This is a genomic window from Ammoniphilus oxalaticus, assembly GCF_003609605.1.
GTDB classification, from domain to species: domain Bacteria; phylum Bacillota; class Bacilli; order Aneurinibacillales; family RAOX-1; genus Ammoniphilus; species Ammoniphilus oxalaticus.
Genome location: NZ_MCHY01000013.1, coordinates 151,261 through 171,764, shown reverse-complemented (window position 1 = coordinate 171,764; position 20,504 = coordinate 151,261). Strand labels below are relative to the sequence as shown.

32 protein-coding genes and 2 pseudogenes are annotated in these 20,504 nt (G+C 39.9%); 30 read left to right on the top strand and 4 right to left on the bottom strand.

What is annotated here, in order from left to right; all coding sequences use genetic code 11:
- The 12 genes and pseudogenes from BEP19_RS17810 to BEP19_RS17305 all read left to right on the top strand — a co-directional run.
- Positions 1-241, top strand: a pseudogene (locus BEP19_RS17810) (hypothetical protein); the annotation flags it as partial.
- Positions 242-294: 53 nt separating this feature from the next.
- Positions 295-447 carry a hypothetical protein gene (locus BEP19_RS17805; protein WP_170145422.1) on the top strand — a complete coding sequence of 51 codons (153 nt, stop codon included), beginning with the start codon at positions 295-297 and terminating at the stop codon, positions 445-447.
- A 71-nt stretch (positions 448-518) separates the two neighbouring features.
- Entirely contained in the window at positions 519-737 is a 219-nt protein-coding gene (locus tag BEP19_RS17350; protein WP_120191205.1) for a hypothetical protein, read from the top strand.
- A 97-nt stretch (positions 738-834) separates the two neighbouring features.
- The gene (locus BEP19_RS17345) at positions 835-1,134 is read left to right on the top strand and encodes a hypothetical protein (protein ID WP_120191204.1); all 300 of its coding nucleotides are present in this window, start codon (positions 835-837) and stop codon (positions 1,132-1,134) included.
- A gap of 72 nt (positions 1,135-1,206) precedes the next feature.
- Positions 1,207-1,938, top strand: a complete 732-nt coding sequence (locus BEP19_RS17340) for a hypothetical protein (protein WP_120191203.1) — start codon at positions 1,207-1,209, stop codon at positions 1,936-1,938.
- 67 nt (positions 1,939-2,005) lie between these two features.
- On the top strand, positions 2,006-2,200 hold the full coding sequence (locus BEP19_RS17335; protein WP_120191015.1) for a BhlA/UviB family holin-like peptide: 195 nt from the start codon (positions 2,006-2,008) through the stop codon (positions 2,198-2,200).
- Between the two features lie 33 nt (positions 2,201-2,233).
- Positions 2,234-2,503 (top strand): hypothetical protein, encoded by a 270-nt coding sequence (locus BEP19_RS17330; protein WP_120191202.1) that lies wholly within the window; start codon positions 2,234-2,236, stop codon positions 2,501-2,503.
- Positions 2,490-3,698 (top strand): N-acetylmuramoyl-L-alanine amidase, encoded by a 1,209-nt coding sequence (locus tag BEP19_RS17325; protein ID WP_120191201.1) that lies wholly within the window; start codon positions 2,490-2,492, stop codon positions 3,696-3,698. Before BEP19_RS17330 ends, BEP19_RS17325 begins: the two co-directional genes overlap by 14 nt.
- 354 nt (positions 3,699-4,052) lie before the next feature.
- Positions 4,053-4,664 (top strand): transcriptional repressor LexA, encoded by a 612-nt coding sequence (gene lexA / locus BEP19_RS17320; protein WP_120191200.1) that lies wholly within the window; start codon positions 4,053-4,055, stop codon positions 4,662-4,664.
- A gap of 15 nt (positions 4,665-4,679) precedes the next feature.
- Positions 4,680-5,018: a YolD-like family protein gene (locus BEP19_RS17315; RefSeq protein WP_120191199.1), complete on the top strand. Its 339-nt coding sequence runs from the start codon at positions 4,680-4,682 to the stop codon at positions 5,016-5,018.
- Between the two features lie 15 nt (positions 5,019-5,033).
- Positions 5,034-5,288 carry a YolD-like family protein gene (locus BEP19_RS17310; protein ID WP_120191198.1) on the top strand — a complete coding sequence of 85 codons (255 nt, stop codon included), beginning with the start codon at positions 5,034-5,036 and terminating at the stop codon, positions 5,286-5,288.
- Between the two features lie 347 nt (positions 5,289-5,635).
- Complete coding sequence (locus tag BEP19_RS17305) at positions 5,636-5,923, top strand: hypothetical protein (protein ID WP_120191197.1); 288 nt, start codon at positions 5,636-5,638, stop codon at positions 5,921-5,923.
- Between the two features lie 590 nt (positions 5,924-6,513).
- On the opposite strand, the gene BEP19_RS17295 is transcribed toward BEP19_RS17305, so the two are convergent.
- Both BEP19_RS17295 and BEP19_RS17290 read right to left on the bottom strand, forming a co-directional pair.
- The gene (locus BEP19_RS17295) at positions 6,514-7,689 is read right to left on the bottom strand and encodes a site-specific integrase (protein WP_120191195.1); all 1,176 of its coding nucleotides are present in this window, start codon (positions 7,687-7,689) and stop codon (positions 6,514-6,516) included.
- Positions 7,690-7,697: 8 nt separating this feature from the next.
- Positions 7,698-8,414 (bottom strand): helix-turn-helix domain-containing protein, encoded by a 717-nt coding sequence (locus tag BEP19_RS17290; protein WP_120191194.1) that lies wholly within the window; start codon positions 8,412-8,414, stop codon positions 7,698-7,700.
- Positions 8,415-8,573: 159 nt separating this feature from the next.
- On the opposite strand from BEP19_RS17290, the gene BEP19_RS17285 reads away from it, so the two are divergent.
- The 14 genes and pseudogenes from BEP19_RS17285 to BEP19_RS17225 all read left to right on the top strand — a co-directional run bounded on the left by BEP19_RS17285 (position 8,574) and on the right by BEP19_RS17225 (position 15,850).
- Entirely contained in the window at positions 8,574-8,813 is a 240-nt protein-coding gene (locus BEP19_RS17285; RefSeq protein ID WP_120191193.1) for a helix-turn-helix domain-containing protein, read from the top strand.
- The gene (locus tag BEP19_RS17280) at positions 8,814-9,131 is read left to right on the top strand and encodes a helix-turn-helix domain-containing protein (protein WP_120191192.1); all 318 of its coding nucleotides are present in this window, start codon (positions 8,814-8,816) and stop codon (positions 9,129-9,131) included.
- 4 nt (positions 9,132-9,135) lie between these two features.
- The gene (locus BEP19_RS17275) at positions 9,136-9,759 is read left to right on the top strand and encodes a BRO-N domain-containing protein (RefSeq protein WP_211329384.1); all 624 of its coding nucleotides are present in this window, start codon (positions 9,136-9,138) and stop codon (positions 9,757-9,759) included.
- Between the two features lie 22 nt (positions 9,760-9,781).
- Positions 9,782-10,054 (top strand): hypothetical protein, encoded by a 273-nt coding sequence (locus BEP19_RS17270; RefSeq protein WP_120191191.1) that lies wholly within the window; start codon positions 9,782-9,784, stop codon positions 10,052-10,054.
- Positions 10,055-10,250: 196 nt separating this feature from the next.
- A pseudogene (locus tag BEP19_RS18070) lies at positions 10,251-10,778 on the top strand (bifunctional DNA primase/polymerase); the annotation flags it as partial.
- Positions 10,779-10,793: 15 nt separating this feature from the next.
- The gene (locus tag BEP19_RS18065) at positions 10,794-11,078 is read left to right on the top strand and encodes a primase alpha helix C-terminal domain-containing protein (RefSeq protein WP_342767432.1); all 285 of its coding nucleotides are present in this window, start codon (positions 10,794-10,796) and stop codon (positions 11,076-11,078) included.
- On the top strand, positions 11,075-12,439 hold the full coding sequence (locus BEP19_RS17260; RefSeq protein WP_120191190.1) for a virulence-associated E family protein: 1,365 nt from the start codon (positions 11,075-11,077) through the stop codon (positions 12,437-12,439). Before BEP19_RS18065 ends, BEP19_RS17260 begins: the two co-directional genes overlap by 4 nt.
- A gap of 317 nt (positions 12,440-12,756) precedes the next feature.
- Complete coding sequence (locus tag BEP19_RS17255; RefSeq protein WP_120191189.1) at positions 12,757-13,002, top strand: hypothetical protein; 246 nt, start codon at positions 12,757-12,759, stop codon at positions 13,000-13,002.
- Between the two features lie 14 nt (positions 13,003-13,016).
- A complete protein-coding gene (locus BEP19_RS17250; protein ID WP_120191188.1) occupies positions 13,017-13,292 on the top strand; it encodes a hypothetical protein in 276 nt (91 codons plus the stop codon).
- Positions 13,293-13,506: 214 nt separating this feature from the next.
- Positions 13,507-14,010 (top strand): hypothetical protein, encoded by a 504-nt coding sequence (locus BEP19_RS17245; RefSeq protein WP_120191187.1) that lies wholly within the window; start codon positions 13,507-13,509, stop codon positions 14,008-14,010.
- Positions 14,011-14,091: 81 nt separating this feature from the next.
- A complete protein-coding gene (locus BEP19_RS17240; RefSeq protein ID WP_120191186.1) occupies positions 14,092-14,658 on the top strand; it encodes a hypothetical protein in 567 nt (188 codons plus the stop codon).
- Between the two features lie 2 nt (positions 14,659-14,660).
- Positions 14,661-15,170: an HK97 family phage prohead protease gene (locus BEP19_RS17235; protein ID WP_120191185.1), complete on the top strand. Its 510-nt coding sequence runs from the start codon at positions 14,661-14,663 to the stop codon at positions 15,168-15,170.
- A complete protein-coding gene (locus BEP19_RS17230; protein ID WP_120191184.1) occupies positions 15,170-15,382 on the top strand; it encodes a hypothetical protein in 213 nt (70 codons plus the stop codon). The genes BEP19_RS17235 and BEP19_RS17230 overlap by 1 nt, the downstream gene beginning before the upstream one ends.
- Before the next feature lie 120 nt (positions 15,383-15,502).
- Positions 15,503-15,850: a hypothetical protein gene (locus BEP19_RS17225; RefSeq protein ID WP_120191183.1), complete on the top strand. Its 348-nt coding sequence runs from the start codon at positions 15,503-15,505 to the stop codon at positions 15,848-15,850.
- A gap of 635 nt (positions 15,851-16,485) precedes the next feature.
- On the opposite strand, the gene BEP19_RS17800 is transcribed toward BEP19_RS17225, so the two are convergent.
- Positions 16,486-16,650, bottom strand: a complete 165-nt coding sequence (locus tag BEP19_RS17800; protein ID WP_170145421.1) for a hypothetical protein — start codon at positions 16,648-16,650, stop codon at positions 16,486-16,488.
- Between the two features lie 682 nt (positions 16,651-17,332).
- On the opposite strand from BEP19_RS17800, the gene BEP19_RS17220 reads away from it, so the two are divergent.
- The 4 genes from BEP19_RS17220 to BEP19_RS17205 all read left to right on the top strand — a co-directional run bounded on the left by BEP19_RS17220 (position 17,333) and on the right by BEP19_RS17205 (position 19,446).
- Positions 17,333-17,635, top strand: coding sequence for a DUF3102 domain-containing protein (locus tag BEP19_RS17220; protein WP_120191182.1), 303 nt, complete (start codon positions 17,333-17,335; stop codon positions 17,633-17,635).
- A gap of 240 nt (positions 17,636-17,875) precedes the next feature.
- A complete protein-coding gene (locus BEP19_RS17215; protein WP_120191181.1) occupies positions 17,876-18,676 on the top strand; it encodes a GAF domain-containing protein in 801 nt (266 codons plus the stop codon).
- Positions 18,677-18,681: 5 nt separating this feature from the next.
- Positions 18,682-18,870, top strand: coding sequence for a hypothetical protein (locus BEP19_RS17210; protein ID WP_120191180.1), 189 nt, complete (start codon positions 18,682-18,684; stop codon positions 18,868-18,870).
- A gap of 336 nt (positions 18,871-19,206) precedes the next feature.
- On the top strand, positions 19,207-19,446 hold the full coding sequence (locus BEP19_RS17205; RefSeq protein ID WP_120191179.1) for a hypothetical protein: 240 nt from the start codon (positions 19,207-19,209) through the stop codon (positions 19,444-19,446).
- A gap of 450 nt (positions 19,447-19,896) precedes the next feature.
- On the opposite strand, the gene BEP19_RS18310 is transcribed toward BEP19_RS17205, so the two are convergent.
- A complete protein-coding gene (locus tag BEP19_RS18310) occupies positions 19,897-20,229 on the bottom strand; it encodes a YmaF family protein (RefSeq protein ID WP_425452802.1) in 333 nt (110 codons plus the stop codon).
- Between the last annotated feature and the right edge of the window lie 275 nt (positions 20,230-20,504).

Genomic DNA, 20,504 nt, shown 5'->3' with positions numbered 1-20,504 from the left:
AGAGCAATATCACGGGCTCACAGATGAGTTTTATAAAGCAAAATACGAAAATGGTATGTGGGTAGAGGGAGCAACTCCCGAAGAAATAGAAGCGATTGAGAACCCGCCTGACCCCGTTGACAGATTAGCGGAACTCGAAGCTGAAAATGCAGTTTTAAAGGCTCAAAACAAAGCGTTAGCAGATAAGACGGACTTTCATGAAGATGTACTTGCTGAAATTATTTTAGCCATGCACTTATGATTGTCCGTTTTTTAATACACATTTTAATAAAATTATTAGGAGATGATGAAGAAATGATGGCATTACTATTAGCGCAAAGAGTAATTTTGGATAAGTTAGATTTTGAGGACGTGCCGCCTGTGTTAAAGCCGCAAGTATATGATTACTTACTTGATAGCGGCGTTGAGTTTTTGGCTGGGGATTATCAACCGCCGTCTACTGAATAATCGGAATCTTATGTGCAACAAAACGAACACCTGAGAAGGTGTATTTTTTATGTAAAGGGGCGTGTGTTTTTATGTATAATGCCGTAAAAAAAGAGGTCACCGAGAAAAAGGTAACCTTTCAATGTAATAAAGTCCTCCCATCAGGAACTAAAATTAATGTAGTTGTTGAGATAATGGACACTGAAAAAGCTGTTGGTTATGACACATCTCAAGATATTAATCACGCTATTAAACACGCTGTAAATTCAATTAAAGATTACTCAAAAAACTGGGCTGTTATTGACGAATAGTGTCTAAAGAATCAAGAATGTATTGAGCACTTGGCTATTAAGCTAGGAAATCTTTCCGTAATTCTAGGATATAATATGAATTAATGAGGTGATTTAAATGACTAAGTTTACCGTCATTTGCAATAATTGTGGCAGCAAGGATGCATATGTGTGGGCTGATTCATTTCGAGGACACCCGAGGCTTCAATTTGAGTGCTCTGATTGTGAAAATGAAGCGAGAACGCTAAGTGAAGAACTTGATGAAACGGATATTCTTAGCGACAAAGAGGATTGCACAAATAATGTTAAAAAGGTTTACACCCATTGCACAGGTGGCAAGATAACAGATCCTGATCATAATGCAAAAGAGGTAATTGAGAGGATTGAGGAATATTACGGAACCCTTTATATGAGTTAATTTAAGGATATTGTCACTTTAGCTACATTTAGGTGTAAAATATTACTAAATAAATTTGATAGGAGAGCTTTTATGAAATTTATTATTCCATGCCCTAAATGTAGAGACGCTGATAATCCGTTAAATTTTAATTACGTGGATATAGATATTAATCACCACGGAATTTATAAACTTACTTGTTGTAAAGGGCACAATACGGTGACTATTTTACAAGAGGAGCACTTCGAGGTTCTTTTTGAGCTCGGCGGACTAGCTTTGATTGATAGTTACACACGGGAAGCAGTAGCAAGTTTTGCGGCTTCACTTGAACGATTTCATGAATTTTGTGTAAGAGTGATACTCGATCATAATAAAGTTGAATTAAGTGAAGTTGATCAGGCTTGGAAGCTGGTATCGAGTCAATCTGAAAGACAATTGGGGGCTTTTTATTTTCTTGTTTTAAATGAGTTAAAAAAGTCACCCCAACCTCTTATAAATAATGCAATTGCATTTAGAAATGAAGTAATCCATAAAGGGCACATACCGAAATACGAAGATGTACTAACTTACGGTGGAAAATTGTATTCTTATATGACTGAGTTTCTACGCGTATTAAATGACAAGTACCATGAAAGTATTATGAATGTCTATATGCACAATAGAGGAAAGTCTTTGCCAGAGGAGTTTACTCAAGTAGAGATCAACGCTGTCTCTATTCCTACGATGATAAATTTATCACGTCCCAATGATTGTTTGGGACAAGTTAGTTTTGATGAGTCAATGTCAAATCTTGAAGCAAGGATTAAAAATTTCTATTCAAAATAAGTTGGAAAATGTCCAAAAGCATCCTTTCGAGGATGCTTTTTCTATTGCCAGAAAGTAGGTGAACCATATGGATGAGATCACGAAGTATTTTATAACCCAGGGTCCTTTTGCAGTTTTGTTTGTTTGGCTCCTTATCCACACGCAAAAGCGGAACAAAGAGCGCGAGGACCAGTTATACGGAACCCTTAATCAGTTTGCAAAACGTTATGACATTGTAATAGACAAGCTAGACGATATTCAAAGCCGACTGCCCGCAAAGTAGTTGGCTTTTTAAATTAAAAAGGAGATGGTGTGAGTGTTTGAAATTTATGATGTTGCAATTATCCCCTTAATCATTGGGCTGATCGAGCTGTGCAAACGTGTAGGTGTTCCGATTAAACTAAGTCCTGTTATTGCTTTGTTACTCGGACTGGCCGCGGGGATATTTTATATTGGAGCAGACGTCAAAGAGGGCATTATCGTTGGGTTGATGCTAGGTCTGTCTGCTACTGGATTATATAGCGGGGCTAAAAACGTAACCGAGAAGAAAAAGCATAACAAGAGTGAAGATCATGGAGTTTATTAATCAATTAGCCCCGTTTGCAGTCAAACACGGCCAAGCAAGCGGGGTGTTACCGTCTCTGATTATCGCACAAGGGATATTGGAGAGCGCCCGCGGCACATCTGATCTTGCTGTTAACGCCAATAACCTGTTTGGGATTAAGCGTGGATCGGGTTGGGATGGCCCTGTTTATACGAAGCAATCACCCGAACACCTACCTAATGGTGAGATTATCTATCCCGTATCTGAATTTAGGAAATATGAATCATATGAGGGTGCTGTGATCGACCTATGCCACAAATACACGCATGGGACAGGGTGGGAGAGCTTTAATCGTTACGCCGTGGTCCTTAATCAATCGGACTATCGGAAGGCCACACAGGCGGTCAAGGATGCGGGATATGCAACAGACGTGAATTATCCCGCTAAACTAAACGACATAATCGAGAGGTATGGCCTAACGAAATATGATAAGGGGAGTGGAGGAATGAAGAAATCAATCATTGAACTGGATGCAGGGCACGGCGGCAAGGATCCAGGAACTGTCGGGAACGGATTACAAGAAAAAAACGTTGTTCTTGACCTTACTCTTAGGGTTGGCAAGCTATTAACCGCCATGGGCGCCGATGTTAGATATACGCGTACAACGGACGTATTTATCGACCTAAGTGAACGGGCGCGCATCGCAAATCAACACAACGCGGATCTGTTTGTAAGCTTGCATGGTAACTCTGGGACAAATGCACAAGGTGTGCCTGGATCGGGATTCGAGAGTTATATCCATGATTCAATTAAAGGTGGAAAAACCGTGTCTATTCAGGATGCTATCCACCAAAAGGTTGCAGCGGTTTTCTTAGCTGAAGGGTTGAGGGATAGAGGCCAGAAAAGACGAAACTTCGCGGTGCTGCGGGAAACAAAGATGCCTGCTGTCCTGTTGGAATATGGCTTTATTAATAATCCTGTTGATGCCGCATTCCTTAAAGACCAATCATTTCTAGATCGGCTTGCGCGAGCTACCGCCAACGGGATCGGTGAGGCGTTAGGATTGCAGCAGACCGAGGAGGATAAGGATGACATCACCGGACATTGGGCTGAGAAGGAGATCCGCAAGGTCATTGCCGATGGGAAGATGCGCGGTTATCCTGATGGCTCATTTAAGCCAGATGCACCATTAACTCGCGCAGAATTCGCAACACTAATCGCGAATGGGATTATTTAAGCACTCATTTGATATGGGTGCTTTTTTACCGATACTATTGATTGGATAATTATTCCATCGTATAATAGAACATGGCTAGTTTTATATTGGTAACCTCCACTTAATCCCCTTCGATCTCAATTGAGCGAAGGGGATTTTATTACTGTATGCATAATTTCAAAAAGGTGGAGGATAATATGAATACTCTCCCTGAGTCCAGAGTGGCTCACTTCCTCCTGACCAATGGAGCATAGCCCCACTGTCCTTTATCGGATGGTGGGGCTTTTTTATTTTTATTTACCCCCTTGAAACAGGAACTGATGTTCTGTTATTATAAATACAGGAACAAACGTTCTGGATGAAAGGGGTGTTGGAATGAAACTATCCTCTCGGCAACATATGATTTTGGATTTCATTAAAAGCGAAGTGAAGGAAAAGGGTTATCCACCCTCTGTTCGTGAGATCGGCCAAGCTGTCGGATTAGCGTCCAGCTCTACGGTTCACGGGCATTTATCTCGATTAGAAAAGAAGGGCCTACTTCGACGAGATCCGACAAAACCGAGGGCAATGGAGTTGCTTTGGAAAGATGCTTCTAATGAAAATATCTCATCAGTTCGTGTCCCGATACTTGGAAAGGTAACTGCTGGTGAACCTATTTTAGCCGTGGAAAACGTAGAAGACTATTTGGTTTTACCTGAAAGCATGGTTGGATCAGGCACCACATACATGCTGCGTATCCAAGGGAATAGCATGATTGAAGCTGGAATCCATGATGGAGACTATGTCATCGTGAGAAAACAGGCTATTGCGAACAATAGCGAGATCGTTGTCGCGATGAACGAAGAAGGCGAAGCCACAGTTAAAAGATTTTTTAAGGAAAAGAATCACTTTAGACTTCAACCAGAAAACTCATCCATGTCTCCGATCATCCTCAAAGAAGTTACAATCCTCGGGAAAGTTATCGGTGTATACCGATCAATGAAATGAACAGGGGTGGTTACTATGATCAAAGATCGAGGAAATATCAAATGGACAGCGATGATGCTGCCCGAGCACCGCGCGGCACTGCATGAGTTGGAGGTTAGTCAGGATGACGTTGACCCGCCATCTAAAAGCGAAGATGAACTAGGGGCGCTTGCGGAAAAGTTAGCCCAATCTATGCAAGATGAAGTCGTGGTGTCTATCAAGTATTGGCAAAACAAGAGGAATCATCAGGTTGTAGGGATCGTTAAAAGAATCGATTCAATTAATAAGGCGATTCTAGTTGACGCATCCATAGGCGATGCTTGGGATCGAAAGTGGATACCAGCCACTCATTTAGTAGATATTGAATTAAATTAAATGGAGGGATTTAACATGTCAAAACCATCAACTAAATCGAAACGACCAGTAAGAGATGAATTAGAATTAGAGGATCTTGCAAACACGATCACAGAGGCTCATCAATCTAAAGATGAGCTTGTACTTTCTGTTTGGCGAATGAGTGAAAAGATTCAGGGCCGAATAGTAAAATTAGATTCAAGTACTAAAAGGGTACATGTCCAAGGGTATGGTGATGTTAGGAAGATTCCTTTTATGGACATACTGAAAGCAGAAAGGCCAGAGTATTAACCTAATATAAAGGTGAACTCCAAGAGAGAGGCATAATGAATGCTTGACGGAAAAATGAAAAACGAACTCTCCAACATCGATCTATGCAATTGCAGGACAGAGATTAAAGGTCGATGGGTAATCGTGGATCCAGAGAAACAGGAGCGCGCTTATGTATGCCAGCGGTGTCAAAAGAGAGTGTATCCAAAGAATTAGCCTTCACCTAAATTGGTGGAGGCTTGTTTTCACTGATCCATTATTAGAAGTTCTAACCCTCCCCCATCTGCCATAGATTTAAACTATAAGACAATAAAAGTTTAAAACTTTAAAACCTTGGCGGGGATAACCCGTAAAATGGGGGTAATAAAATGGAAAATCAAGTAGGGGAGAAGGTATATCCGGTAAAAAAGAAGCGCGTTGATGCGAAGGTTCACGTCAATCCTCGTATCAGTCAGTCAAATCACGATAGATTGAAACGTATTGCAATTGCTTGTGATTTTACCAAAACAAGCATGGCAGCCGAATTTATTAATCTGTGCTTAAATAACCAAAATATAATTGAGTATTTCCTGCAAAAGTACAACAAGAACAAACACTTATCGTTTACCCCTACCTATATTAATGGAGAAATGGTTTATCGAGAGCATGGGGGGTGAATAGATTATTTTTGACCTAGGCTCTTACCGATCTTCCGATGAATTTTATAGCATTTCAAACATAAGCCCCAACTCTTATCTGTTGCTCCTGGTTTACCACATTCACGGCATTTGTACATACAATTCAGTCCCTTCAAAATACTTAGTAACCATTATTGGATGAGGGGAAGATTTTTATACTCGGTTGTTACTATATAATAGAATGTGAAGTTGGTTGATCATTTGGTGCTATAAATCGGGGTGTGACTTTTTGAAAAAGTAACAAAAAAGTAACGAGGATATAAAGGCGTGAGAATACTAGCGAAGAAAAATAGTATCTTCTATGTAGAATTAAGGTTAAACGATGCATTAAAAAAGGTGGGCGAAACCCTAAGAAACCATCTGGATTNAGGCGTGAGAATACTAGCGAAGAAAAATAGTATCTTCTATGTAGAATTAAGGTTAAACGATGCATTAAAAAAGGTGGGCGAAACCCTAAGAAACCATCTGGATTATGGGCGGCATGATGTAGTAACCGCCCCTGACCCTTGATGTATAAGGGTTTATGATTGATCAGGATGAAAATGTTCATGTTTTTGTTCATGCTTTAATCAAATTAGGTTTTCAGAGAGGTCTTTCATTAAGTTGCTAAACTTAGTGGAGGCCTCTTTTTCAATGTTCTTTGTTAAGTGAGCGTATATGTCCATGGTGGTATTAATGTCCGAATGACCTAACCTTTCTTGGATCTCCTTTATGTGTACGTTAGCTTCAATGAGTAACGATGTATGAGTGTGTCTGAATGAATGAGGGGTTACATGTTTCTGTATGGTGGTTCTGTCGAGGATCCGCTTCATCCTAGTTGCTATATGCTTAATGGTTTTTGGGTATCCATCATTCGTTGCAAAAATAAAGTCATCGTCATTATAAATTGGCTTGTTGGCTTTCTTTAATTCGTCTTGTTCCTCTTTGTGAATCCGTAACAGATCGGCAAGAACTGGGTCAATGGTAACTGTTCGTATTGAACCTTCTGTTTTTGGTGTAAGTAAAGTATATTCTTTCTTGTTGTTCGTTGGATTGTAGTAAGTTTTTATGATTCTCAATGTGAGTTCGACAAGGTCAACGTCAGTCCACTTTAGGGCGACCATTTCCCCTACCCTTATTCCAGTATAGGCAAGCACTGTAAAAGCCAACAGATCGCCTTCTAGGCCTTTATCTTTTGTCATAGTTAGAAATTCCTCTAGTTCTTCCTTCTCGAGAAACCTCTCATTGATGGAATGTTCCTTTTCAAGATCGGCAACAGTCCTTTTCCGTTTAGGTAGCTTAATATCTTTCGTCGGTACTTCTTTAATCAATTTATTTTCGCGTGCATACTCAAAAACCATGTTTGCGGAAGTGTGGATACTTGAAACATAGTTAGAACTGAATCTAGCGGCTAGCTCGTCAATTGTGTCCTGGTATTCCTTTTTTGTTATGGTCTGAATGGGTTTATGTCCAAACTCGTCTACAATGTGCTTTAAAGCGATTCGCCTAGCCCGAACGCTACTTTCTTTAACGTCAACGCTATAGTGTCTTTCCCACTCCTCATATATTGCCTCAAACGTAATTTTTGAAGGTTCGATAAATTCTTTATTATGAAATTTCCTTTCAAAGATAGCCGCGGCTAATTGCGCATCCTTCTTTGTTAGAAAGCCCGATTTACTAACTTGCTTGTCCCTTCCAGTGACAGGATCCTTTCCTGCATACGCACGATAGGCCCATTTTTTACCCCGTTTGTAGATGTATGCCATGGTATCACCTATTCAAAAAGTAATTTAAGCATGGATTTAATTTTTTCCTTATCATCGTTAGATAAGCGATCGCCTTTATAATAAAGATCAGTATCCATATGCAGCATATAAAATAGATCAAAGATATGGTTCGGTTGAAGTGCCAGAGTTTCAATCACACCATTTGAGTTAGGTATTTCCAAGTATTTAGGTAGTGTTGCAGTAATCTTAGCTTTGTTTTTTGACGGGCTATTAAACATGAGATCGAAGACATCACCGCCGTATAAATGGTAACTTGTATTCTCAAAAAACCACATATATAAATCATCAACACCAATTGACTTGCCAAGCCTTAAAAGTTTATTTTTTGAAGGTTCATTAACTTCTTTATTTTCAATCCTTTGTATTTCCTCCGTAGACAAGCCGCTTTCATAGCTTACTTCCTCAATGGTTTTGCCCGCCTTTTCCCTCAGTTCCTTTATATAGTCACCAAACCCTTTTCCTGCATTTTCTTTTCTATTTTTTAAGTAGCCAGCCTTTCTCATTAAATCAGAATAATCAACACCTAACCCATCAGATAGTTTTTTGATTGTGTCCGGAATTACCTTTCCAGCTTTTCCGTTCTCAATCATTGATATATAAGGTTGTGTTAAGTCCACTTTATCGCCCAGTTGATTCATTGTAAGTCTTTTATTTCGCCTCAATCTCCTTAATTCCTTACCAAATTCGTTTGGATTAAATCCCATGACTCGAGCCTCCCTAATTGTCTTGTATTGATAATATAACACAAAACACAAGAGAGTATAAATGATTTATAAAATTTATATTGACTTAATCTAAAGAAGTGGTAATATAAATATAAACCATTTATATATTTTATAATCCAGTTATGAGAGGGGAGGAATTTGGTTAACATCACATTGAAAAATAGAGAAAAAGTATTGTTGTTGATTGCGAAGGAGGGGGTCAATCTAAGTCAGTTCGCCAAGGAAATTGGAATATCAAATAGTTACTTGTCTGTTTTATTGAACGGTAGGCGCAACCCATCCATTAATACAGCTAGCAAGTTAGCTGAGAGGTTAGGTGTGGATATTGAATCCATTTTCTCGTTACGTGTTGACGAATCACTGAAGGAGGTGAATTAAATGCTGAATGTTCAGATCAATGAAAAGTACGTTAATGATCTGTTGGAAAAGGCGATCAATGAGCGATTGGAGAAATTGGCCAGAGAGAAATACTTTCTTACTTACAATGAATTGGCTGAATATCTCAATATCAGCAGGCCGATCATCGAGGATAGATTAATCAAAAACGGAATGAAATATTATCGGGTTGGATCGAAGTATCTTTTCAAGAAAAGTGAAATTGATGCCTTTCTTGATGATATGACAGAAAGCATGAGTGCAACGAACAATGATATTAAGTTTTTCACAAGGTTGAAAGGGAATGTTGAAGGAAGGTGATGCAATGAGCATGAAAATTGAAAACTGGAACGGCCATCCGATCCGTTTCATTGAGAGAGAATCTAACGAATGGTGGGCAATCGCTAAAGATGTAGGGGTTGCTCTAGGTTATAGGGACGCTCATAACTTGACTCGAAACCTAGATGCTGATGAAAAGGATACTCATATTGTGAGTACCTCCAGAGGAAAGCAAGGCATGACGGTTATTTCCGAATTTGGAATATATGAAGCTGTTCTAAAAAGTGAAAAGAAATCAAAAGAAGTAACGGACTTCAAGAAATGGGTAAAGGAAGTTATTAGGGAGTTACGCAGATCCGCAGGATTAGAGGGATTTCAGATTTTTCGAACGATGGACAAGGATTTCCAAAAAGAATCTATGAACAAGTTGCGCCACTCATTGCATGAGCCGACTAAGATCAGTTATGTAAAAGCAAATACTATCGCCAATAAGGCGGTTTCAACCAAGTATGGCTATAAAAAGATGGTCAAGAAAGGCGATATGACGCCGCCCATGCTTGTCGATCGACAGGCAATCCTAGCTGACACCGTAGATTTAATGGCCGCGGCAGATAAATTCAATCTTGACTTATCTGTCAGTAAAACGATTTATGCAAAGTACGCTAATTAAATTAAAAAGGAGAGAGGGAATAGTGAAAAACCTTAATGAAATAAACAGTGAATCAAACACCATTTCTTTCACATTAGAAACGATTGACGGCGGGATTCATTTCTTCAGTGAATTGATTCAAGATTTGGAACAACATCCAGAGGTGGCGGCTTTATTGGTCAAGAATGGCCTTATACAACGAAAATTAAGTGCGATTTACAGCATTTTAGATCATGAATTGTCTAGGATCAAAGGAGCGCAAGAGGTTATTTCAAAGTTATCGGAAACAGGAGGAACGCTGAATGAGTCTGAGTAGTCGCAAAGGTAGGCAAATAAAAATGGCGTAAGAATTCGCAGTTCTTACACCTAGAAACATCTTCATTAAACCATCGGGGATCCGTTTGCAGACGGGTTCCCTTCTCGAATATAAATCGAAAGGATATTTCAATTTGATTACTACAAGTTTATCACAAAACACAACGAAAAACAATCAAAGCACTGATGATGAACGAATGTTAAGAGCCGCTATCGGTTATGCGGAACTATTGAACTGGCATGTATTCCCTGTTCATAGCGTGATAAATGGCAAGTGTACTTGTAGAAATGTCAATTGTTCAAATGTAGGTAAGCACCCTGTCACACGTAATGGATTAAACGATGCCACAATCGATATTTCTATTATTAACGACTGGTGGACCAATTATACATAGGCGAACATTGGAATTCGGACAGGTAATATTTCTGGCTTTTTCGTTTTAGATGTTGATACGAAAGGAACGCCCAATGGGATCGAGTCCATAACTGAGCTAACAAGCATCTATGGAGCATTGCCCGATACTGTACAAGCTATCACTGGATCGGGAGGGTATCACTTCCTTTTCAAATACCAGGATGGGATCGGGAACAAGTCTAACTTTAAACCTGGACTGGATATTAGAGGGGATGGCGGTTACATAGTGGCTTCTCCATCTTTGCACAGTGTAGGCAAGCGCTATGAATGGGAGTTATCCAGTAGACCGATTGAAAATAAAATAGCGGAAGCCCCAAGCTGGTTGATGGATATGATTAGAGATCCAATTCACACAATGGGAGACACCCGACAACCAAGACCATCCTCACACTGGCATGATCTGATGCAGGGGATAAGGGAAGGCAATGGACGCAACCCTGCCGCCGCTTCAATAGCTGGTCATCTGTTTAGAAAGTACGTTGATCCTATTTTGATATATGAAATCATGGTCCTTTGGAATGAAAGGAACAGTCCTCCAATGGATATTAAGGAATTAAATAAAATTGTTGATAGTATTGCAAAAAAAGAGATTGGAAGGAGGGGAGGATGATGGAGGGGATACCAAGTAACGTCATTGAATTGGCGAAAAAGCAAAGCGAATTAAAAGGTGATGACTGGCGTTCCAAACTTGAATATGGAGAAACCAGAAATAAAGGACAGTACCTATTAAAAAACGGACGTAATGTTGAATTAATTTTATCTAATATATTTACAGACTCATTGGCTTTTGATTCTTTCACAAAAACGGAAGTTATAAAAACCGATTTGCCTTGGCGGAAAAGAATGTATCCTCATAAAAAATATGAACCATGGTTAGGATCGGATGACAACAGACTTCAACATTGGTTTGAGACAACCTGGAATATTAACACGACAGGTATCATCCAAAACGCATTTATAGAAACTACTAGGCGCAATTCTTTCCATCCTATTAAAGATTATCTTGAAAGCCAACAATGGGATGGTATCCATAGAATAGATAGGCTTTTTATAGATTACTTAGGCGCGGAAGATAGCCCTTATATGCGTTCTGTAACTCGTAAATGGTTAACAGCCGCGGTAACGAGGGTATATAAGCCCGGATGTAAGTTTGACTATATGCCTGTCATAGTAGGGCCACAGGGGGCAGGGAAGAGCACCATTATAGCTAAAATTGCGGGGGAATGGTTTTCAGATTCATTGCGGAACTTTGACAGTAAAGAAGCTGGTGAACACCTACAAAGCGCTTGGATTTTTGAGATTGGCGAATTAGCCGCAATGAAAAGGAATGAAGTCGAAGAAATTAAAGCCTTTATTTCGAAGACTGATGATGCTTATCGAATGGCTTATGAGCGTACAGTCTCCACATTTCCGCGTCAATGTGTATTCATCGGTACCACGAATACAAAGGATTTTTTGAGGGATCAAACTGGAAATAGAAGGTTTTGGCCGATTGAGGTGGATCCAAGTAAAAGAAAATTTACCCCATTTGTTGATTTAACAACGGAGATCATCGGGCAAATATGGGCAGAAGCTATGCGATATTACAAACAAGGTGAAACCCTCCATCTTGACCCCGATCTAGAGGAAGTAGCTAGGCAATCACAACAAGATCATATGGTTCAAGATCCTAGAATCGGAATGATCCAACAGTATCTTGAAACCCCATTACCTTCTAATTGGGATGATATGCAGATATGGGAGCGAAAAAGATATTTACAAAACCCCACAGGAGACTTACAACGTGAAAGGGTGTGTGCCGCGGAAATTTGGGCTGAATGTCTCGATAGGAACTATAAGGATATGGGAGTTTGGGATAGTCGAGAAATATATGACATTGTGCGAAATATAGGCGGCTGGAAAGAACGAAAACCGAACAGGACCACTTTTAAACACTATGGGAAACAGACCACTTTCGTGAGGACGGTATGAGGACAGAACCATGCTATTTGATTTTACTTTAGGACAGCATGCTCTCAGTGATAGGACTGTATGGACGGTAAAAAGGACAGTGTTTTATATCTTGCTGTCCGTGGATAACCCCAGTGTATGAAGGGTTATAAGCTCTTAGGACAGTAAGGACAGTATATATATCTAATAATATAAAAGTAGTAATAATAGGGGTATAGCAGCCTATATACGGGATATATAGGCAGAGTAGTGTTTTAGTGGCATTTAGTGTCCTTGCTGTCCTAGTGTCCATTCATGCAATGAAACTATGAAAACACCAATCAAGAAGTGTGGAGATTATGAAAACAATAAAATTCAAGAGATATCAAACCGAATTAGTGAATGGCTCAAAAGGAACGATTAGTATCCCTGATGGTGAGGATTTACGATCCATGATCCAAAACAGAGGGTTTCCAAAGGACGGTTGTTCTGAAACCCTCATTCGATCCAGTGCCATCGTGAAGTTTGAACACGTTGGATATGAAGAACGGCTAATTAATGAGGATGAGGAACTGTTGCCTGTAACCGCGTCACAGAATCAATAAAAGGAGTGGTGAATATGAACAAAGTTATAGATTTCATTCAACACAAGGAAAACAAACAGAAAGGTGAAGTTCCTGATCGTTATTATGAATTGTTAGAAAAAGCGATTCTCCATGGATTGGTTGGTTCGGAGCGAGAGGAATTTGTTGACCTTCAAAATGAGAGGGATAAACTGGCGAAGGAGTCCCTAGAAATGTCTTTATCCACTTTGAAAAGAGCGGAAAAAAAGTTTAGGGAGAATCAAAAACAAGTTGATGAATTACTTTCTTTAGTTAAGGAGCTAAGGCAATAAACTCAACCCGACAAATCAGACACCGTAAAAAAGAGTAGATCATTCTAATTTTGAGGTGGTCTTTTAAGGTGAGGGGGTATCAATTTGAACCCCCTTAAATTGAGGGGAACTGATGAACAACAGGCGTACAATTGCACACCCCTAAAACCGCTATATATCAACGTTTAAATCTTGTTTATGTCATGATGAAATCATATAATAAAAGTGGGAACAGGTGTTCTTTAAAGAGGAGGGGAGGGCATTAAAATATGGAGTGGAATGGCATGAATTAAGCAATATCTCACAGGCTGGGAAACTAGCGGATCGGCTCGAAGAATATCGCGAGGAATATATCCAAAGTCTGTATGATGACATTCGCCTTTTCTCCTATCCAATGGGTGATTATCTAACCGCAGAACGACAGGAAAGCCCTGATACAGCGTTTCAGGCAATGGAGATCATAAGCAAGAAGGAAGCCTATGATAAACGCATCGAGAAGTTGAAAAGGCAATACAGCCAATGGCAGGACGTTCTGAATCAATTTCATATGGATGATGCGGCAACATTACGTGGCTACTTTGAGGAAGGGGAACATTCGTTCCGCATAGAGCCTTTAATGCCAAAGGTAGCGGAGATATTGGACAAACAACATAAGGCGATGGAGAAGCAACTGGACAAACAGGCGGAAAGAAAGGCTTTTTTGGAGAGTATTCGTAAATCAATTCCGGTATATCGTTGAGGTTATAGATGCTAGTCAGACAATCCATGCATCCTACTAAATTGAGTGGGAAAGCATTTAAATTAAACAGGGGTGAGTAGATTGAAGTTAACAGAACGTATTCAATTAGAGAAGGAAAAGAGCGCGGAAGAATTGACGGAATTGTTAGAGGCAAACAAAGAGGACGAGTCTCTTTTGAAAGACTTGAAAAGTGAATATGAATTGGCGATCGTTGAATCAGACGAAAACAAAATCAATGAATTGGAATCGGAAATAAATAGTTGCACCCGTAGGATAACCAGACGGAGGGTTAGAATTAATCATTTCACTAGCGAAAGTGATCCTGTAATACAAAAGATGATTGTCGATGAATTAAAGAAATCTAGGCTTGTTGCGTATGAAGCAGAACAAAGGGCGGCGAAGCAAATTAAAACGATTAAAGAATCCCGCGCTAAACTTTTGAAGCAAATCAAAGAATTGAATAAGGACTATAAAATTTCGTCTAGATATAGAGGTTATATCAATTCGTGGGTTAAACAGTTAAATGAAGAATCGAGAAATGAATTAGGTATAGATAAGTTAGGCGTTTCGGTAGTTCCGCCTATTGCAAAAGAAATGCAGGATCTCACAATTGATAGAGTGCATATCTTTGGTAGGTTCGGTGAATAGGGTTGAAGAAACGGAAGTACATCTATGGTCTAGCTATGCCCTTCGATGACGCATATCATAAGTTCGATGGATCGGCTAACACGCTTATTTTCGAAAGAACAAATAAAGCTTCGGTAACATTGTGGACTGAAGTTGTCGCTACCATTGATCATGACTATGACAAGACGATCGGGAATTCAAATGACAATCTCAAATTAGTTATTCATGATCGTGGGCTGTTCTTTCGATTAGAACCCAATAGCCGTCAAGGTTATGAAGCATATGGAAAGGTGAGCAGGGGAGAGTTGGACCGATGCAGTGTGACGTATCTTAGATTGATGTCGAATGATGTGGAGCAACAAGAACGATCGAATGAACTTGCCAAGTCATTGGGATGGGATGAGAGTATCATTGTTAAAAAACATGATGATGTGCTGGTAGAAGAAATTTGTCTAACTAAGTATCCAGCGAATGAAAATACATTCTGTACGACGAATAGACAGGATCCGAGATTGAAGGGGGTTGTTTTCTAATGGAACTAAAAAAGAATGCACGAATACTTATGGATCAGTTAGATGTATCTATGAGGGAGATTGATCGGCTAAAGGATATCCCGACAGTAGAAGCGGGAAAGGAGTTTGATTATCATGTTTCCATTGTTAATCAGCTTCGGTATAGGGCGGAGGTATATAAGGCTAGCATGGAAAATCTCGAAGCCTTAAATAAAGAATTGGAAAGAGTATAGCCCCCCTATGGGTAAAGGTTGGAAGGGGAAATCTCCAAGACCGCCGCCCCCCTTCGTTTTCTACGCGGATGGATTTTATAATAACCCCCCCACCCCTTGACGGAAAGGAGTGAAAACAATATGAGCGGTAAAAACGTGACAGAAAAAGAAAAGCGCATCGACAAGGAAAAGAAAAGACTTAAATCGATCACATCCGAATTATCTAAAGAGAAGCAAGAGGTCGCAGATGGCCTAATCGATGAAATAGCTTTCATGCGTGCCACTCTCGAGAACCTGAAAGCGGAAATAAACGAGAATGGCGAAGTGGATATTATGCCGCAGGGTGAATATTCGATTAGGCGACAAAGTCCCGAGTTGCAAAGTTATAATACGATGATCCAAAGATACACAACGGCGTGTAAAACTTTATTTGATTTGCTTCCAGATGAAGTAGTTGTTGAAAGCAGTGATGACTTCGAAAATTTTTAAAACAACAACTTTTATATCCCATATTTTAAACAGGGGGGTCAATCGGGACCCTCTTTTTTTCTTCTTGATTCAAAAGGGCAAGTTTATTGTGTCTGTGCCAAGAAGGAGTTGTCGGACATCTTAAAGGCGTTGTTCCTTCGCGTGGATCGGCAAGCCATTACTACAACGAATGTATGAGGACCGTCCATATTTGGACTATCTAATAACAGGCAACTTACTCGGATCATGATGACAACGCAGATATGCTCACACCTATATATGGTGGTATTCAGTGGTGGCCAAGTTGTCCCTAGCTCACAAAAACAAGTATATGCAATAATTTGAAGCCACAGGACATCCGCAGAGCGATACTACAAGCGAGCGAGGGTAATATTAAGGGCACGGGACAAACCTTGCTATACACAGCCACAGGATGCGGAGGAATGAACATCGTTCGTGTTTTCCCTTGCCCCTATCCGATACGCCGACAACCGTTGTGCCTAACAGTGTTACAGTGTTCCCGACAAAGAGACTCTAGGGGAGAGGTCTTACTCAAGATGAAGGGGGAGAGGAGGGCAGAAATGCGAATGATTGAGCGACTAGAGTAAATTACATTCGTGTTGCAAATGAGATTCGTTAGATCATCCGAGCCGATATTACGGTTGGGCGATTCCCGAATTTACGGATTCGTCTAATTCAACCGCCCAAAAAATGGGTTGGTCAATTTGACCTTTCGCCAATTGTGGCGACCAATACGGTTTTTCCGTATCAGTGTAATTGGTTAATTGAACGAGTGTAAATATGCGGTGGTATTGGCTCAATTATGAGCACATACTAAATCAAATTGAGTTTGGTTCCAAGAATGCCTATACGCCTGTGCGAGATGGTGCTATAAGGGCGTGCGTTTTAGTACAGGGTGAACAACCCACAGAATAACGGTGGTTGAAAGGTGTCGCTAATTCGCAACCCCTTTTCCATCATGAAAGCAGAGTCAAATTTGCCCCTCCTTACAATCGCATACGGGATAACAGAAATGGGATCGAGTCCTATAGGCGATGAAATAGGACTCCTCATTTTGGGGGAGACCTCAGAACCAACTCGTAATAAAGGGACTCCACCTTTTGGAGGAGTCGGCTAATTTGCCGAGTCAATACTTTGGTTGCGGTAATATGCCGAACCCGAATTTGGGTGGGGGTGTACATTATGTCACGGGGTGTAATCAGATTGAGTACGCAAGTTGCTGACGCATCATATTTGAGCAGACATATAGCAACAGTTCAAATATCTAAAAGATGGAGAGGTCAACGCACATTTGCGTCCACCCCAAAATTGGGGCGCCTCTATACGCATAACCGAGGTCAGTCCAAATTTGAGCTAATCTAATTCGCGTTAGGTGAGAAGCGTTCATCAAAAAGGTGAATACCTTAAGCGGATCTAACATAAGGACCGCACGAAAGTGTGCTGTCAGCGAATTACGTGCACCTAGTGGAGGTGAGCCCAAATATGAGCCGACCTCAATCCAAATATGGATTCGGCAGGCGATTGAAGCATGTTAAGGAAAACGACCTTGTCCATGGTGAATGGGAACGGTGGTGTCATAAGGAGTTGGGTATAACGCCAGCTTATGCAAATAGACACATTAAGGTATTTGAGGAATTTGGTGAATCAAATCAATACACGAGTATCGGTTTGGGGCAGCTCTACCAAATAGCAACCATGCCCGAAGAAGAGCGGGACAAGCCGCATGTAGAGGTGAGCCGCATTATCGGCTGTCCTATTTCGCGTTATATGGGTAGTTGTCGATGATCGAGCGAGCAAACGCGTTTAAACGGCTCACACAACATGACAAAGGAGGAGAAAGGCAAGCAATAATTAAGAAACAATATTCTGGTTGAAGATGTTTTGCTATTGACTTGTAAAAACCGTGGAATTCTTCTTAATATGTAGGAAAAGTTAATATTTAGCTAAATATCTCCAGTAAATTGCACTTTTGTAGTTTGTTATAATAGTGGTAAATAAATTAGTTTTTGTTAGGAGATCTTTTCATTGAGCGATTTTTGGAAAGAATTGTTTGCTCGAATGCCGGATTGGCTATTAAACACCGCTGCTTTAGTTATTATAGCGGCTGTCATCATTATGCTATTTTGGTTTATTCTCGCAGCTAGGAAGTTTTCAGAAACAATGGGTAATGAAAACCGTGTAATCCAACTGCAAGATGACTTAATAATCGAAAGAAAACAAAGCCAAATAAATGAGGATATTTCATCCCAAGCCGTAACAACCTTGCAGAATATGAAGAATTATATTTCGGCGTTAAATGATATAAGATTTTCATTCACGTATGAAGACCCTAATATATATACTTATAAAGTCACCAGTCTAATCCAGCGGTTAATTGATGGTTTGGCTGCGGATGTGAAGCTAAGTCCTGGAGAGCGTCATCGGTGTGGGGTGTGGCTGGAGAATAACGGAATTCTTAAACTAAGATATGCTAGCTCTGGATTTCCAGAAAATTATATTGGAGTGCGGGAATTAAGCATCGAACACTCATTAGCTGGGAAGTCATTTCGACGAAAACAAACGGTTAAGTATACTGATGTTACGGAAGAGGAAGACTGGGAGAAAAACCCCGCTTCATCAAGTGATTATACCGCTTTAATTTGTATACCTATGGCTGGCTGGGGTGTTTTGACAATAGATGCTTTGAAACCAATGAGGGATGAGGTTTCAATAATAGGTGAATTGTATGGGGCACTGATTGAAAGTGCTGTTATTGAATTTTTAATAAATGATTCAATGGCAAATGAGGCTGCCGCCTCTAAAGAAGTTATTAGTGAAGAGGAGTGAAATACATGCTAACCTATGAACAAGCTCCCTTAAAACGTATAGCCGCTAGGCAAGCCCTAGAAAAAGGATTAATTACAAGAGCGAGGTATAATCAAATCTTGGATGAGTTAGACAGGATTGAAAGAGAGAATAAAAAATCTAATGACAAATGGATCCGAAAGGCAAAAGATAAAATTGAGGAATTAATGGTTTAGTTCATGTAGCAGAACTATATACCTACAAAAGACTGACGGTGAAGTGGATCCCAGTTGTGTAAAAGCAAAACTAAACCAAGATAAAAAATAATAGTGGTGTATAGCTTCGGCTTACACTTAAGGGGACTGGGTGCGTCTGGTCCTCTTTTAATTTTGTTTATATCTCAATTAAACTAGTCTTCAGAGGGCGGTTGAAATATCGGATGTCCTTTTTTTATTAAGCACGGATTTTTTTGACCGAACTCTAACGCATGACTGAATTTATTAGGAAGAAAGCGGCAGGAAAATATCCCCTTTTGTTGAAGTGATATAGATGGAAGCGAGGTGGAATATAAAATGAAGGAGTTTCAAGAGAAACTAAGAGAGTTATCTACACAACCTTATACACAGCTAGATGACATAATTAGCAAAATGGAAGCTATGCAAGAAAAATATTCGGAGGAATTAAAAGAAGCAAGGAAAGGTAACAGCACTAATAAAGTATATTACTTGGAAGGCCTGGTAGATGGAATTACTTTCATGACTCAGCCATTGAGAAAATACAATGATGGCATAAAAGAAGAATTAAATAAATAGAAACTGTTATCAAATAAAGCATTCTTTCCGGAGTGCTTTATTATTTGTTCATGTTTTGTTCATGTTTATGTTCAAAAACAGTCTTTTTTAATAGTTGATCAAATTCAAAAACATTGATGTATAGCGGTTTGTGTCATCTGTTTAACGTTGTTTTATGTGATGCTAAATGGGCGGCATGATGTAGTAACCGTCCTAAAACCTTATAGTATCAAGGTTAAATGGTCACGGGATCTCCCCGTGACCATTTTTTGACCATATTTATGAGGGTGAATTGCAAGAAAAGTCACAGAAAGGTAACATAATTTATTGTGAATGTCTATAATCAATGGTTTGAGGGTGCTTTCCTATAAGGTGGAAATCTTAGGACTCATCATAAACTTGGGCAGTAGGCATTACATCGTGACTCAATTTGTTCAGGAGGCTCCTTATCTGAGCCGCCTGTGTTGAGATCTACTTAACTTTAACTTTTCTAACCTTTTCAATAATTAGCCCGTGCGTTTGAATTCCTCTAATTAGCATAGGAATTGTGGTCCTACCTGTAATGATATGCCTATGTCCATTGGAAATCTGAGTCATTATACGGAAACGATGGAAATGATTTGGACCTTGCCCATTGATTGCTGGGCCAGTTGTTCCGGAATAAGCGTGTCTGTGATTATCAGTAGTATTAGTTATTCCTTGGAAGGTATGCCGATGGGTTCCTCTAGGAATTCGTATTAAAAGATCAGTAACGTTGCTAAATAGATGTCTATGGCCGTCTGCGATCAAGGTTAAACCTTGCATCCTGTGTTGTACTCGACTAAAAGTTTGGGACTTCCTTGCTTTTTCCCCCAATTTTATATACCACCTTTCAAATTGTTACTACACAGTAAATGCATTCGCGGAACCAATTGAAAGGGGCATATGTCCTATGTTAGTTTAATCAATTTTTAAGAGCGAGTGTAAAATGGTAATATGGTTAACTGCATTATAGGGTGTAGAGGTGGTAGTGAATGGATGAGAGGAGACGGTATGAGCATCAATGAGTTAATAAAAACCTACATGCGCCTGTACGAATG

Coding starts and splice junctions, on each gene's coding strand:
- BEP19_RS17805 (WP_170145422.1), top strand. CDS start 295: ATGATGGCATTACTATTAGCGCAAAGAGTAATTTTGGATAAGTTAGAT.
- BEP19_RS17350 (WP_120191205.1), top strand. CDS start 519: ATGTATAATGCCGTAAAAAAAGAGGTCACCGAGAAAAAGGTAACCTTT.
- BEP19_RS17345 (WP_120191204.1), top strand. CDS start 835: ATGACTAAGTTTACCGTCATTTGCAATAATTGTGGCAGCAAGGATGCA.
- BEP19_RS17340 (WP_120191203.1), top strand. CDS start 1,207: ATGAAATTTATTATTCCATGCCCTAAATGTAGAGACGCTGATAATCCG.
- BEP19_RS17335 (WP_120191015.1), top strand. CDS start 2,006: ATGGATGAGATCACGAAGTATTTTATAACCCAGGGTCCTTTTGCAGTT.
- BEP19_RS17325 (WP_120191201.1), top strand. CDS start 2,490: ATGGAGTTTATTAATCAATTAGCCCCGTTTGCAGTCAAACACGGCCAA.
- lexA (WP_120191200.1), top strand. CDS start 4,053: ATGAAACTATCCTCTCGGCAACATATGATTTTGGATTTCATTAAAAGC.
- BEP19_RS17315 (WP_120191199.1), top strand. CDS start 4,680: ATGATCAAAGATCGAGGAAATATCAAATGGACAGCGATGATGCTGCCC.
- BEP19_RS17310 (WP_120191198.1), top strand. CDS start 5,034: ATGTCAAAACCATCAACTAAATCGAAACGACCAGTAAGAGATGAATTA.
- BEP19_RS17305 (WP_120191197.1), top strand. CDS start 5,636: ATGGAAAATCAAGTAGGGGAGAAGGTATATCCGGTAAAAAAGAAGCGC.
- BEP19_RS17295 (WP_120191195.1), bottom strand. CDS start 7,689: ATGGCATACATCTACAAACGGGGTAAAAAATGGGCCTATCGTGCGTAT.
- BEP19_RS17290 (WP_120191194.1), bottom strand. CDS start 8,414: ATGGGATTTAATCCAAACGAATTTGGTAAGGAATTAAGGAGATTGAGG.
- BEP19_RS17280 (WP_120191192.1), top strand. CDS start 8,814: ATGCTGAATGTTCAGATCAATGAAAAGTACGTTAATGATCTGTTGGAA.
- BEP19_RS17275 (WP_211329384.1), top strand. CDS start 9,136: ATGAGCATGAAAATTGAAAACTGGAACGGCCATCCGATCCGTTTCATT.
- BEP19_RS18065 (WP_342767432.1), top strand. CDS start 10,794: ATGGATATGATTAGAGATCCAATTCACACAATGGGAGACACCCGACAA.
- BEP19_RS17260 (WP_120191190.1), top strand. CDS start 11,075: ATGATGGAGGGGATACCAAGTAACGTCATTGAATTGGCGAAAAAGCAA.
- BEP19_RS17255 (WP_120191189.1), top strand. CDS start 12,757: ATGAAAACAATAAAATTCAAGAGATATCAAACCGAATTAGTGAATGGC.
- BEP19_RS17250 (WP_120191188.1), top strand. CDS start 13,017: ATGAACAAAGTTATAGATTTCATTCAACACAAGGAAAACAAACAGAAA.
- BEP19_RS17230 (WP_120191184.1), top strand. CDS start 15,170: ATGGAACTAAAAAAGAATGCACGAATACTTATGGATCAGTTAGATGTA.
- BEP19_RS17225 (WP_120191183.1), top strand. CDS start 15,503: ATGAGCGGTAAAAACGTGACAGAAAAAGAAAAGCGCATCGACAAGGAA.
- BEP19_RS17220 (WP_120191182.1), top strand. CDS start 17,333: ATGAGCCGACCTCAATCCAAATATGGATTCGGCAGGCGATTGAAGCAT.
- BEP19_RS17210 (WP_120191180.1), top strand. CDS start 18,682: ATGCTAACCTATGAACAAGCTCCCTTAAAACGTATAGCCGCTAGGCAA.
- BEP19_RS17205 (WP_120191179.1), top strand. CDS start 19,207: ATGAAGGAGTTTCAAGAGAAACTAAGAGAGTTATCTACACAACCTTAT.
- BEP19_RS18310 (WP_425452802.1), bottom strand. CDS start 20,229: ATGCAAGGTTTAACCTTGATCGCAGACGGCCATAGACATCTATTTAGC.